This window comes from Hymenobacter pini, assembly GCF_020421205.1.
GTDB classification, from domain to species: Bacteria; Bacteroidota; Bacteroidia; order Cytophagales; family Hymenobacteraceae; genus Hymenobacter; species Hymenobacter pini.
Window position 1 is genome coordinate 227,050 of the sequence record NZ_JAIZZH010000001.1, and the last position, 13,711, is coordinate 240,760.

The window sequence follows — 13,711 nt, forward strand, 5'->3', positions numbered from 1 at the left end:
ATACTAAATATTATATATTTTATTCTACCGCATAATTGGTTGATACTGGCCGGATGCAAGCTCAGCCTGAGAAGCCGTTCGGTATCCCGGACCGGTTTCTCAGGCCCCGCCGTTGCTGGCGGGTGTGGGCTCGGGCGGGAAGGCCGCACCCAGCAAGGTGCCCGTTAGCAGGCCGCCAATGTGGGCAGCGTTATCGGTGGCGTGGGCCTGAAGGCCACCCGCCAGGCTGCCGGCCAGCAAGTAGAGCACAAATAGGCCCACAGTGTAGCGCTGGGGCTTAGAGAAGGCCGTAGGCCGCCTTACCAACGTAGCCAACAACAGCCCGTACAGCCCAAAAATAGCCCCCGAAGCTCCCACCGAGTTTACGCCCTGGCTGTGCCACCACAGACTGGCGAGGCTGCCCGCCACCCCGCACAGCACATAAAACAGTAAAAAGCGACGGGAGCCCGTCAGCCGCTCCGTCAGCAGGCCCAGGAACAGCAATGAGGCCATGTTCATAAGCAAGTGCCCCACGCCGCCGTGCAGGAATACGCTGGTAAGCAGCCGCCAGGGCTGGTTGGGCAGCGTGAGCGGAGAAAAATTAGAACCCCACCGCACCAGCGTAGCCGCCGAGGGTTGCCAGAAATTCTGGCCCGCCAAGGTCAGCAGCGCATAGCCCAGCAGGTTGAGCCACAGCAGCAGCGGCGTGATGCGGTACCCCGACCGGAAGCCGAAGATACCGGCTAGCGTCTGGCCTACTGTGGCGTTGGGAGTGGGTGGGGCGGCTGGGGCCGCCGCGGGCGGCTGGGTTGGCACGTCGGGCACCAGGCCGCGGTGCTGCAGCTCCCGCACGGCGGCCTGGCCTACCGCCGGCGGGTATTGCTGGGCGTGCTGCGCTAAGTACAGCAGCTCAGCATCGGTTTTTTCGGCGAAGAAATCAGCGGCAGAAGTAGGTTCCGACATACGGCAACGCGCACTAGCAAAGCTCCGGTAGTGGGGCTCCGCTAGTGCGCGTCACAAACCCTGCCAGCTCAACTAGCCTGACAGGATTGCACTTTTACTGTTAGCGTCCTGCTTTAGTCGTAACCACTATGGCACCATCGTGCGCCCGGGGCCCGAACAGCAGAACGGCCTTGTCGCGTTTCAAAACCACAATGGACTCAATATTATCGGGTGGTATGTTACGCACTTCGGCGGGTGCCTCCCCACTGAAAGCGTCGCTAGCCAGCAGCTCGCCATCCACCACGTACAGCGGGTTCTGGTTTCGGTGGGGCTTAGGTAATTCCTTTACTGCTTTCAGTCCCTGGGAGGCCGGTGCCGTAGCAGAGCTGCCCAGGCTGGCCAGATTGCCGGCAATGGGCGCTTTTTGGGAAGGTTGACCCAGCAATACCCGGCCAATATCAGCCGCTTCGGCCGCTTGGGTGAAAGCCTTTTTCTCCTGGGTTACTTCGGCCCCTACGCTGTACTGGGTTCTGAGCGCTTGCAAGGAGGCTCGGCGCAGCGTCAGCCCCTGCTCCATTTCGGTAAGGTGAGCTTCCATGATGGGATGTAGGTGCTGGTCGTACGCCCGGGCTTTCATAAACCAGCTAATGCGTTCCAGCGTCAGGTCTATCTGGTTCGGGAACAGGGCGGACGCTGAGTCGTTCTGAGCCTGTTTTGTCAGATAGGCTGCCGCATTTTCGGCTAGCCAGTAACGGCGGGCGGTACGGGCATAGCGGCCGGTAGCAGTGGTATCGGCCCGGTCGGCAGCAGGCAGCTGTCTTCGGATGGTAGCTACCTGCCGGGCAGTTTCATTCTCAAAGTCGGGCATCCGGTCGGCCTTCACGGCTTCCAGCACAATGGGTTTGGCCACGGCTGGTTTGGCCGTTGTGGCCGATGACGCGGTGGAACTGCGCAGACCCCACCAAGCCAAGCCACCCACAGCTACGGCAATCAGGCCAGCCGGCCACCACCGCCGCAGGGGAGAGGCGGCCTCGTACTCGGTATCGTAGGTAGCGGCGGCTACATCAGGCTGAGTAGCTGCCTGAGGGCGGGGTATGTCGGTGCCACGGCGGCGTAGCTCCCGGCCGGCTTCGGCTACCAGTGCCGGGTGGTATAGCTCCGGGTGCTGCACCAGGTACAATAACTCTTCGGTGGTTTTCTGCAGAAAGGAATCGGATGACGAAGACATGAGCCGATACGTAAGAGATAATAGGGGTGTAAACGGCTCTAAAATTGCCGAAAAACAGCCGCATTTCAAGCTCTGGAAAGCAAACGCCGCCCGCCCCCGTGCGTATAGACCAGCAGTGGCCGGGCTACACGCCGGGCCTTCATTCTTTCGATACCCTAACCATGACACAACCCCGCGAAGAACCCACCGACGCCCGGAACCTACCCGAAGCTTCCGACACGCAGCCCACCCAACGCCAGCCCGAAGGCCGGCAGGCCCCCGGCAGCCACGATACCGGCCTGAACGCCGACGATAATTCCGGCAGTGGCGGTACGGAAGGTGGCCAACCCATCAGCGGCAGCCGGGTAAAATCGGGTGCCCCTAACTACGACGCACCCGGCAACGCCCAGGACGGCGACGTGGGTGGCAACACTACCAGCAGCGGTACTGGCGTATCGGGCGGTCAAACCGGCCAGGTCAATCTATAACCTCTTATTCTTACTGAACAATGGCTCAGCAACCCCAACAACCTGCCCACGAGCAGCAGCCCGATACCGCCAAAACCCCCGAAACCACCCAGGAGCAACTCGCCCACGACAGCGGCGACGGCATCCGGGGCGGCTACGGCAACTCTGACCAAACCAACGGCTTGGAAGGTGGCTCCGCCTCAGCTTCGGATAACCAACAGCCAGCAGATAAATCTGAGAAACAGGAATAAGGCTCCTTTTTCTAAACTACACCCCGGCAGCGCCCGACCCCATACGCAACGTAAGGGCCGGGCGCTGCTGTGCTGATACCGGTATATTGGGCCATGAAACAGTTTGTGGTTTTGGGGGCGCTGCTGTGCGCCAGCGTAGTAGCAGCGGCCCAAAATCCGTTGCCCCGCTTGCTCCACACCGACTCCGTGCTGGCTCCGGTGGCGGGCCAGGCGGCACAGTACCGCCTGCAGGTGCTGTATACTCAAATCAGGCGCGACAAACAGGGGCAGCCGCATTTCCGGCGCTACCGCTACCGGGTGCGGCCCCGGGAGTATTTCTACCCGGCCAGCGCCATCAAGCTGCCCACTGCCGTGCTGGCCCTGGAGAAAATTCACCAGCTGGCCCGGCAGGTACCAACGCTGTCCAGTAGTTCGCCACTGCGCATCGATTCGGCGGCGTACGGGCAAACGCGCGTGCTGCGGGATACTAGCAGCCAGAACCACCGGGCCAGTGTGGCGCAGTACGTGCGCAAGATTCTGCTGGTGAGCGACAACGATGCGTACAATCGGCTGTATGAGTTTGTGGGCCCGGCGGCATTGCAGCAGCAGTTGCGCCGACACGGACTGCGCCGCACGGTGCTGCGGCACCGCCTTTCCGTGGGCGACCAGGACTCCACGGCCCGTCGCACCAACCCCGTAGCGCTGTTTGCGGATACCAGCCTGAGCCGGGCGCTGTACGTGCAGCCGGCGGCTACCTTCCGGGAGCGTTGGGCGCGGGGGGCACCACGGCGGCGCAAGGTGGGCGAGGCGTACTTGCAAAACGGGCAACGCATCAACCAGCCCATGGATTTTAGTGCCAAAAATGCCACTACCCTGGCGGATTTGCAGCGCACGTTGCAGGCCGTGGTGTTTGCGCAGTCGGTGGCCCGGCGGCGGCAGTTTCAGCTGGACTCCCTGGACCGCCGCCTGCTGCTGGACTACCTGCACCGGCTACCCCGCCAGAGCCAGTGGCCCCGCTACCCCGTGGCGCAATACCCCGATAACTACGCCAAATACCTGCTGGTGGGAGGCGCCCCACAGCCGTTGCCCGAGGGAGTGCGCATCTACAACAAAATCGGCCAGGCCTACGGCTTCCTCATCGATAACGCCTACATCACTGACTCCGCCCACGGTGTGGAGTTCCTGCTCAGCGCGGTGCTGTACGTGAACCACGACGGGGTGCTCAACGACGACCAGTACGACTACGATACGGTAGGGCTGCCGTTTTTGCGGCGGCTGAGCGAGGCCGTGTATCAATTAGAGCTGCAGCGCCACCAGTAATACACCCTTTCGGATAACATCAGCACAACAGTAAGGAAATATTGCCCGTATGCCGGGCAGTACGGAGGAGTTTCGGGCTCTGATTTGTTCCGGGTAGTATATGGCCACAAACTCTTACGGACTTACGGTTATTTCCTCGCTGCTGGAGTATCGGCAGCGGGTAGCGCATCATCCGGAGCGGGAGCTGGTGGATTTATCGGCCCTGATTCCGGAGTTGGTGTTGGATATCCGGTATGCCACGGCCCGCAACCTGCTGGGCCGGCCCCTGTACTCGCAGGCGCGGGCTTTTCTGCGGCGGCCCGTAGCCGAGGCGCTGGCGCGCGTGCAGCAGGCGTTGCGGCGGCTGGGGCTGGGCTTGTGCGTGTATGATGCCTACCGGCCCTACGGCGTAACGGTGCAGTTTTTTGAGCACATCCGTAACGAGAAATTTGCCGCGCCACCTTGGCGGGGCTCTCGGCACAATCGGGGCTGCTCCGTGGATGTGGGCCTCGTGGAGCATGCCACCGGTCGGCACCTGCCCCTACCCACCGATTTTGACGAGCTGACGCCGGCGGCCCATTCCCGCTACACCCACTTGCCCCCGCACGTGTTGTTCAACCGCAGCATTCTGCTGGCCGCCATGAAGCGCCAGGGCTTTGTGAACTACTCAGACGAATGGTGGCACTACGACTACCAGCAGTGGAACGACTTTGACCTGCTGGACCTCCCGTTTGAGGAGCTATAGGTTGTCGCAGCTTGGTGCGTATTTGAGTATCTGCACGGCCATTGGGGCCGCATCAGCAGCTCTTGAAGTTCAAGAGAGGGAACAGATACGGTTCAGGTTTGATAGAAATTCCGTGTTGATGGGCGGGAAAGGCCGGCTAACTCCTGCACAAAGCACTATTTTTGGGGTAATGACCCAGTTGCGTACTGCCTACCGTTGCCTGTTTTTCCTGTTGCTGACTTGTGGCTTGCTGCTTGCCGCCAGCAGCCGCGCCGCCGATGTGCCACCCAAGCGGGAGCTGCGCGGCGTCTGGATTGCCACCGTCGAGAATATTGACTGGCCCAGCAGCCGTAGCCTCACCCCCGAGCAGCAGCGCCGCGAATACCGCCGCATGCTCGATGACCACCAGAAAAGCGGCGTAAACGCGGTGTTTGTGCAGGTGCGGCCCGCCTCCGATGCCTTTTACCAGAGTAGCCTGGAGCCCTGGAGTAAGTGGCTGACGGGCACCCAGGGCAAAGCACCCGCGCCGCTCTGGGACCCGCTGCCCTTCCTCATTGAGGAAGCCCACCAGCGGGGCATGGAGTTCCACGCGTGGTTTAACCCGTACCGCGCCACCATGGATACCGTGACGCGCCGACTGGCTGCCAACCATCCGTACCGCCGCCACCCCGAGTGGTTTATGCGCTACGCCGGCAAGCTGCTCTACAACCCCGGCCTGCCGGAAGTGCGCCAGTACATCAACGAGGTGATTCTGGACGTGGTGCGCCGCTACGACATCGACGGGGTGCACTTCGATGACTACTTCTATCCGTACCCTGAGGCCGGGCAGGTGATTCACGACGAGGACGCCTATGCCCGCTTCAACCCCGACAACCTGCCCGTGGCCGACTGGCGCCGCCAGAACGTGAACGTGCTCATCCGAGACCTGCACGCCTCCATCCGGCAGACCAAGCGGTGGGTAAAATTCGGTATTTCGCCCTTCGGCGTGTGGCGTAACCAAACCTCTGACCCTAACGGCTCGGCTACCAAGGCTTTCCAGGGCTACGACGGGCTGTACGCCGATGCGCTGGAATGGACGCGTCAGGGCTGGATTGATTATGTATTGCCCCAACTGTACTGGAGCACGGGCTTCCGGGTGGCGCAGTACCCGGTGCTGGTGGAGTGGTGGGCCCGCAACGCCAACGGCCGCCACGTGTACATTGGCCACGGGGCCTACCGCATGCTGGAGAGCACCCGCTCCGATACGGTGTGGCGCAACCCCCGTGAGCTGCCCCGGCAGGTACGCTTTAACCGTACCTTCCCGGCCGAGGTGAGTGGCAGCGTGTTCTTCAGCTCAAAATCCCTGATGGCTAACGCCCTGCACACCACCGATTCGTTGCGGGAACATGAGTTTCGGTACCCGGCCCTGCCGCCGGCTATGCCCTGGCTGGATGCCGTACCGCCGCTGCCGGCCCAGCAGCTCAGCGTGAGCACCCAGCTGAATGTGAATACCCTCACGTGGCAGCCCGGTCCCGCCGCCCCCGACGGCGACGAGGCTACCTACTACGCCCTCTACCGCTTCACGCCCGACCAAACACCCTCGCCCGATGACCCACGCAACCTGTTGGCCATCATCCGGCCGCAGGCGGGCCGCAAATTGCAGTTTCAGGATACCACGGCCCGTTTCGGCCACGCCTACGCCTACTACCTCACCGCCTTCGACCGTCTGCACAACGAAAGCCGGCCTATTTCGGTGCGCACCACCGGCCGCCCGGCCGAGGTGGTAGTGGCCCAGCAGGCTCCGCCCGAACCTACCCCAGCCCCACAACCGGCCCCGGCTCCCGTTACGCCGCCAGTAAACACGGCACCCCAACCAACTGCGCCCCGCCCGGTAGTAACCCGCCCGGCCTCGGTGCCCACCAAAGTGAAGGTGAAAACCAAATCCAAGCGCGGCGGCTTCTTCCGGCGGCTGTTCGGGGGGTGATAGAAGCAGCCCAGCGCGCTACGTCGGAACCATAAATCCATAAAAAAAGCGAGGCAGTCAGGCCTCGCTTTTTTGCTTTCGATAGTGGGTAGATGCTGGCGTTACGGGGCACTGGTCAGGCCATCTAGGTAGCCGTTCCAATAGTCCAGCGAATCGGGGTCGGTGTTGCCCTGGATGTACGTATTCTGCACCCGGTCATACTCCATTGACACAGCCCGGTCAAAGTCGCGGGTACCCTCGGAATAGATGCCGTTGAACTCAGACCGCTTTTCCCGGCCGGCATCAAAGCCCTGGTAATAGGTTTCGTACGAAGCCGCTGCGGTAGTTGCTACTGGGTACGGTTGGGCCGTGGCTGTAAGAGGCAAAGTGCCCAGGGTAGAAAGAGCGGTTAAAACAAACAACGCGAATGATTTTCTCATATAGATTGATGGGTATGGTGGATAGCTGAAAGTACTTAAACTGGTTCGAATTCAAGGAGTAATAAGTAATAAAATAAGGGCCAGTTTTGAAGCTGGCCCTTATTAGGAGAATAGCGCTATGTGCCGTTTCAGTTACAGCGTGCGGTACTCAAACTTCACGCGGCCGGTGGAGCCGGAGGCGCTGGGTTTGATGCCGGTAACACGCAGGAGCATCGTTTCAGTACCCCGCACGCGCACGGCGTACACGTCGTTCACGGCCACGGTACCCAGTTCAGCCGAAGTAGTGTTCTGGAACAGGAGCAAACCAATGGAGTTGGCCGAGGCAGTAGTATATAAGCCCGCCGCTACCTGTGCCGGCGTCAGCTTGTAGTAACGAGTGGTGTTAGAAGCAGTCAGAGCCACGCCCGCCGAGGTGTAGGAAGAAACCGACAGGTCTTTGTTGGTAGCTGGCCCGGACTGAGGCTCGTTCAGGCCCGTGCGCAGGTTAAACGCCAGAGAGTCGGAAGGAGCAGCCACCCCAAAAGCTACCCGGCCCGTTTTGGCCGTGGCGGCAAACGATACCGGGGCTGCAATAGTAATGGGCGCAGCCGTAAGCGTGGTGGACGTGTTTTGGGCATACGCCACGAAGGAGTACGTGAGCGTTTGGCCGTTGGACCCAGCGGGTACCGGCGCATTCACCGTTACGGTGGTAGCAGCCCCGGCCGAAGGCCCGCGCACTACGCCCAGGCGGCGGGCGGCCCCCGTGCCGCTTTGCACGAAGTACGTGAGGCTATCCACGTTTTTGAACAGGGTGCTGGTGCTGCCGGCAGCGGGTACCGTAGCAATGCCGCCCTCGTTCAGAATAATGGAGTAGCCCAGAATATCACCCGAGGTTTGCTGCGTGGCGCTCAGGCCGTTGCGGTAGGTAACCGGCGTGGCGGAGAACTTAAGCGTGGGCGAGCTAGCGGCCGTGTACGTGAAGCGGCGAAGGCGCTTGCTGCCGTCGGCAAAGTTCAGCGTCACATCCACCCGCACCGGCGTTTTGTTGGCCAGCGTGGTGGACACGGTGTAGGGCACCGTTTGGTTGAATAGCTGCGGAGTACCATTAAGCTGCCCGTTGGCGGGATACGTACCTACCACAGCCGAGTCCTGCTTGTTGATAACCTGAAACACGGTAATGTCCTTCAGGTTGTCGGCTTGGTTGAAGGCTACAATGACGGGCACGGTTTCGCCGGGGGCATACTTGGTAGCCAAGGAGCCGCCCAGCGTGCTGATAGAGCCAAAGCCGGCGTTGTCCTGCAGCTGTACGTAGTCGTTGAAGTCTTCCTTCTTACAGCTGGCTGTAGCCAGACCCAGCGCCAGCAGGCCGGCCAGCGCCAGCGGCTGCCACTCGCGGCGGGCGGTTACCCACGAGGTTATATATTGTTTCATGCGTTGCGAGAGAAATAGGGGAGGGAGAAAGGGGCGCGGCCTCACGGACGGTCCCACCACAGCGGCTTGCCAATGTAGTCGTCGTTAGACGTGGCCATGGCATCGGCGAACAGCTTGGCTACGGCCTGGGGGTTGTACAGTACCTCCGTAGCACCCGGCAACAGGCGGCGGGGCCACCGGTCTTTGTAATCGGGTTGCGCAGCCAGGGTGGCATTCACGGCGTTGCCGGCGGGGTACTTCAGGTTGGGGTAGATGGTGGGGTCGTAATCCAGGCGGCGCAGATCTGACCATGACTCCGGGTTCAGGAACATGGCAATGTATTTCTGCTCCATGATGCGCTTGAGCGTGAGCTCCGAAGTGCTCTGGGCCACGGCGGCGCTATTGAGGTAGGCCTCAATCTGGGCCCCCGAAATGAGAGGGAAGCTTACCGGCGGAACGGAATTGGTGCCGCCCACGCCAATTTTGGCCATGTGCGCTCGAATGCCTTCCCGGTACGCCGCCAGGGCCCGGTTGAGGTTACCGGCCCGGTAAGCGGCTTCGGCTTCAATAAACTTGATTTCGTGGTAGGTCAGTACCTCAAAGTAGCCCAGGTCGCGGGCGTACCAGGAACTGTAGAAATCCACGTAGCCATTCACCAGCGTGGCGGCCGAGGTGTTGCCCACGCCGGGGTCGGCACCGGGGCTGCCGGCCGTGGCCATAATGGGCAGGCGAGGGTCAACCACACCGGGGTAAGCGGCACCGGCCGCGTTACCGTTCAGGTACTTGATGATGTTGCTGGAAAACGTAGCCGAGGTGCTGGACGTGCTGAAGTTGTTACGGGTGGTACCAAAAATGTTGGTAGTGCCCGCCAGCGGAGCCACGGCCACCTGAAACTGCAGCTGCGCATCATCGGCCGAGGAGGTCATGCTCTGGTCTACCAAAGCCAGCACCTTGGCGGGGTCGTAGCTGCTCTTTTTGGTGAGGTGGTTGAGCTGCCGGGCCTTCAGACCGTTGGCAAACTTGATCCACTTCTGCGTGTTGCCCTGGAACAGGATGTCGCCGGAAATGCTGGGCGACGTCACGTACAGGGGCCGGAAGTTATCCGAGGCCGGCTTCTGCATCAAGGCAATGCCCTCGTCGCAGAGCGTGTTGATGGTGGCGTAAATCTGCTCCTGCGAGTCGTATTTGGGCGTGTAGTTGGCCGCTCCCTGGTAGGCTTCCGAGTACGGAATATCCCCCAGCATATCGGTAGCGTGGGCCAGCAGCATGGCCTGGATGATTTTGGCCGCCCCAATATAGTACGGCGAGCCTTCCTGCTCCGCCGCCTTAGTTAGCGTAGGAATGGTGCCGCCCGAGTAGAAGTAGCTGTAGTTGAAGGTGTTGGTGCTGTTGCCGTTGGTGAGGATGAACTGGTCGGAGCCGCCCGTGGGGGAGCGGCGCACCAGGTACTGCGTCAGAAACGGCGTTACCAGCGAGGTGAACATCTGCGTTTGCACGCCCTGCGAGATAATGCCGGGCAGCAGGAAGTTCGGGGTAGAGGTAGTGGGGTTGTTGGGGTCGGTGTTGACGTCGAAGAACTTGTCGCAGCTTGTCATCACCCCGCTACTCAGCGCCAGCCCCAGCAGCAGAATATATTTTTTCATCAGAAAGAAGTCAGTTGTATTTAGTGAATAGGGTTTAGTGCTTGGTGCTTAGTGTTTGATGGTTATTTCTCTTCACCAAGCACTAGGCACTAACCACTAAGCACTAGGTTAAAAGTTCACGCGCAGGCTCATATCCACGCCGCGGGTGCGGGGTACTCCGCCGTAGTCGAAGCCGCCCGAGCCGCCACCGCGCACCCCGGCCCCGGCCGAGGCGGTTTCCGGGTCGCCGCCGGAGTATTTGGTGAACAGCAGCAGGTTGCGGCCCGTTACCGACAACTCCACGCCTTTCACCGTTTTAGAACCGGTAAACAGCTTGGCCGGCACCAGGTAGGACAGGGTAGCGTAGCGCAACCGGGACCAGGAGCCATCCTCAATGTAAGGGGTGCCAATCACGCCCAGGATGTTTTGGTAGTAGCTCTGGGTAAGCTCCACGGGCCGGGTATTGGGCACGTAGGAGGTCGAGCCGTCGGTATTTTTGGTGGCTATAACCCCATCAAACACCGCCGTATTGTAGCGGTCTAGGGTACGGGTGCTCAGGCCCGAGCGCACAGCCGCCCACTCGTTGCCATTCACCACTTTGCCGCCTTTGCGGAAGTCCCACAAGAAGGAGAACGACAGCTCTTTGTAGCGCAGCGTGTTGGTTACCTGCACGGTGTACTGCGGGGCGCGGTTGCCGGCGTACACAAACGTGCTGGTGTTTACCAGCGGGAAGCCGGTAGTGGGGCTGATGAGGATGCGGCCATCGGGGGCGCGCTGGTAGTCCAGGGCGCTGATGGATGAAATAGCGTAGCCGGGGAATGCCCCGCCCCGGGCCACGTCAATCACCCACGCATCCGACTGGTACACCTCCGTGAGGAAGCCGGGCAACTTAGTGGCGGAGTTGCGGTTGGCGTAGTAGTTGGCCACCACATCCCAGCTAAAGTTAGCCTGCTGCACGGGCGTGCCGCGCAGGGCAATTTCCAGCCCTTTGTTGGTTACCGTACCGCCGTTGATGTACTGCAGAATAAAGCCGGTAGCCTGGCTTACGCGCGGAGCAATCAGTTGGTCGGAAGTAACCTGCCGGTACACGTTGGCCTCCAAGCCCACGCGGTTACGCAGAAACTGCAAGTCTAACCCCAGTTCGAAGCCCCGGGTGTGCTCGGGTATCAGGTTGAGGTTGGAGCCGAAGAACCCGTTGCGGAAGCCCCCGCCAATGTACGTGCCCTGGGCCAGCGGTGACTCGACGCGGTAGGGGCCGGTGTCTTTGCCCACATCCGATATAGACCCCCGAATCTTGCCGTAGTTCACCCAGGGGTTCTGCGAGAGGCCCAGCAGCTGCGTGAATTCCCAGCCCAGCGCCGCCGAACCGTAGTAGAATGCCCGGCCGTAGTTCTTGTTCTCGCCGGGCCGGGGCAGGGTAGAGGTCTGGTCCCGGCGGCCGTTCAGCTCCAGCGTTACCTGGTTCAGCAGGTTCAGGTTGATGCGGGCAAAGTTGCCCACCAGCCGGCGCTCCGAGTTGGTGGTGAGGGCGTTGCGGTTTACCGTGTTGTTGATGGACGGTACTGCCGGGTTGGGGTTCAGGTAAATCAGACCCAGCACATCGGTTACTTCCGAGCGGCTCACGTCCACCATGTTGCCCAGCACCAGCGCCCCGCCCAGGTTCTCCGAGAAATCGTGCTTGAAGGTGAGCAGCGTGTTGGAGTTGAGCAGGCGGCTCATGGTGCCGGTTTCGGCAATACCCCCGTCCTGGTTAGCGGTGAGCGACGTACCCACGGCCCGCACCGAGCGGTCCTTCTGGTAATAGAAGTCGGTGCCGGTGGTGTTGGAGATGTTCAGCCACTTCAACAGGTCCAGCGAGGCCTGAATGCTCCCGATGAAACGGTTGTTGCGGGTGGTCTGGGGGTTTTTGTAAATGGAGAAGTACGGGTTGTCGGCGTCGTTCACGGCGGTAGCCGCGCCCAGCAGGCGGCGGCGGGTACCGTCGGGGTTCAGGTACACGCGGGCATCGTCGTTGCGCGGCCAGTTGAGCAGGCTGGTGTAGAAACCGCCCGTGCCCCCGAACAAGCCGGGCCCCTGAATAGGAGCCACGCCGCCTGTGTTGATGTACTGCGTGGAGCCCGACAGCGTGAACTTATCCGTAAGCTTAGCCGAGCCGCCCAGGCGCAGAGTAGTTTTCTCGTAGCGGCTGGTGGGCACAATCCCATCGGTAGTGTTGCGCGAGCCTGAGAAAATAAATGAGTTCTTCTCGTTGCCGCCCGAAAGAGTGAGGAAGTGCTGCCAGCTTTTGCCCTTCTGAAAGAAGTTGCCCACGTTGTCGTACACCGCTTCGCCGGGCTGAAAGCGCGGCCCGTAGGAGGATCGTACTGCGGGGTCGTAGATGCCGTTGCTGCCCTGCTTGTACTGGTCCTGCAGCTTGGGCAGCTTGAGGACCTCATCCACCGAAAACTGGGTGCGGTAGCTGATGCTGGTGCGGCCCGAAGCACCTTTTTTGGTGGTAATAATAACGGCGCCGTTGGCGGCGCGCAGGCCGTAAATAGCCGCGGCAGCCCCGCCTTTCAGTACCGTCAGCGAGGCAATATCCTCGGGGTTCAGGTCGCCCACGCGGTTCTGGCTGGCTACCGAGCGGCCCAGAATCCCGTTGAAGCCTGAGCCGCCGCCGGGGGCCGTACTCTCCACAAACGAGGAGTTATCCATAATCACCCCGTCAATTACAAACAGGGGCTGGTTGTTGCCATCCAAGGAGTTGCCACCCCGGATTACAATGGCCGCACCTTCGCCCGGAGCCCCACCCGAAGAGGTGATGGTAACACCCGCTACTTTGCCCTGCAAGGCATTCACGATGTTCGTCTGGCGGGTTTCTACCAGTTCACCACCCTGCACCTGCGGGGCCGAGTAGTTCAGCTCGCGGCGTTCCTGCTTAATGCCCATACCCGTTACCACCACCTCGTTCAGGCTTTTGGTATCGGGGGCCAGGTTGATGTTGGCGGTGGTGGTGTTGCCCACGCGGTACTCCTGCGAGGCGTAGCCGATGAAGCTGAATACCAGGGTGCTGCCGGTGGGCACGTTGGCCAGGGAGTAGCGGCCGTCAGCTCCGGTTTGAGTACCAATAGCAGTGCCTTTCACCAGCACGTTCACGCCGGGCAGGGGCTGGCCATCGTTGGCACCCTGTACCACGCCCTGCATGGTAACGGTGGCCTGCTGGGCCCACGCGGCCGGCGCTGCCAGCAGCAGCCCCAATGCCAGCGGAGAGGACCATAGTTGTCTTTTCATACGCAATAGAGAGAAGTGAGAGGAAGAGAAGAAAATGCCGCAGCCAGCGTACCGAAACCGGTGCGCGGCAGTTGGACTATGGCAGGATAGTGTCGGTGGGAAAGGGAGACTGAAACGGGAGTAATCAGCCTAGCCAGCAGGGAACTGTAGTGGCTACCGGGGGCAAAGGGTGGGAAATGGGTGGGGCGGAAAGAGCGGAA

Annotated in this window: 11 protein-coding genes; 5 read left to right on the plus strand and 6 right to left on the minus strand. The window is 61.1% G+C overall.

The annotated features are described in order from the left end of the window. Positions 1–99 precede the first annotated feature (99 nt). Together LF252_RS01010 and LF252_RS01015 are read right to left on the minus strand one after the other, a co-directional pair. Complete coding sequence (locus tag LF252_RS01010; RefSeq protein ID WP_226266328.1) at positions 100–942, minus strand: rhomboid family intramembrane serine protease; 843 nt, start codon at positions 940–942, stop codon at positions 100–102. Positions 943–1,042: 100 nt separating this feature from the next. Next, a complete protein-coding gene (locus tag LF252_RS01015) occupies positions 1,043–2,149 on the minus strand; it encodes a TonB-dependent receptor plug domain-containing protein (RefSeq protein ID WP_226266330.1) in 1,107 nt (368 codons plus the stop codon). Positions 2,150–2,310: 161 nt separating this feature from the next. On the opposite strand from LF252_RS01015, the gene LF252_RS01020 reads away from it, so the two are divergent. The 5 genes from LF252_RS01020 (at position 2,311) to LF252_RS01040 (ending at position 6,811) form a co-directional block, all read left to right on the plus strand. Then, entirely contained in the window at positions 2,311–2,616 is a 306-nt protein-coding gene (locus tag LF252_RS01020) for a hypothetical protein (protein ID WP_226266340.1), read from the plus strand. Between the two features lie 20 nt (positions 2,617–2,636). Then, a complete protein-coding gene (locus tag LF252_RS01025) occupies positions 2,637–2,846 on the plus strand; it encodes a hypothetical protein (protein WP_226266342.1) in 210 nt (69 codons plus the stop codon). 93 nt (positions 2,847–2,939) lie between these two features. Then, positions 2,940–4,145, plus strand: coding sequence for a serine hydrolase (locus LF252_RS01030; RefSeq protein ID WP_226266344.1), 1,206 nt, complete (start codon positions 2,940–2,942; stop codon positions 4,143–4,145). A 100-nt stretch (positions 4,146–4,245) separates the two neighbouring features. Further along, positions 4,246–4,869 (plus strand): M15 family metallopeptidase, encoded by a 624-nt coding sequence (locus LF252_RS01035; protein WP_226266346.1) that lies wholly within the window; start codon positions 4,246–4,248, stop codon positions 4,867–4,869. A 169-nt stretch (positions 4,870–5,038) separates the two neighbouring features. Continuing rightward, a complete protein-coding gene (locus LF252_RS01040) occupies positions 5,039–6,811 on the plus strand; it encodes a glycoside hydrolase family 10 protein (protein ID WP_226266358.1) in 1,773 nt (590 codons plus the stop codon). A 101-nt stretch (positions 6,812–6,912) separates the two neighbouring features. Here the strand turns inward: LF252_RS01040 and LF252_RS01045 are convergent, their stop codons facing one another. The 4 genes from LF252_RS01045 to LF252_RS01060 form a co-directional block, all read right to left on the minus strand. Continuing rightward, positions 6,913–7,230, minus strand: coding sequence for a hypothetical protein (locus tag LF252_RS01045; RefSeq protein WP_226266360.1), 318 nt, complete (start codon positions 7,228–7,230; stop codon positions 6,913–6,915). Positions 7,231–7,362: 132 nt separating this feature from the next. Next, positions 7,363–8,640 carry a hypothetical protein gene (locus tag LF252_RS01050; RefSeq protein WP_226266362.1) on the minus strand — a complete coding sequence of 426 codons (1,278 nt, stop codon included), beginning with the start codon at positions 8,638–8,640 and terminating at the stop codon, positions 7,363–7,365. Between the two features lie 41 nt (positions 8,641–8,681). Next, positions 8,682–10,262, minus strand: a complete 1,581-nt coding sequence (locus tag LF252_RS01055; RefSeq protein ID WP_226266364.1) for a SusD/RagB family nutrient-binding outer membrane lipoprotein — start codon at positions 10,260–10,262, stop codon at positions 8,682–8,684. 108 nt (positions 10,263–10,370) lie between these two features. Continuing rightward, positions 10,371–13,511: a SusC/RagA family TonB-linked outer membrane protein gene (locus LF252_RS01060; protein ID WP_226266366.1), complete on the minus strand. Its 3,141-nt coding sequence runs from the start codon at positions 13,509–13,511 to the stop codon at positions 10,371–10,373. Positions 13,512–13,711 lie beyond the last annotated feature (200 nt).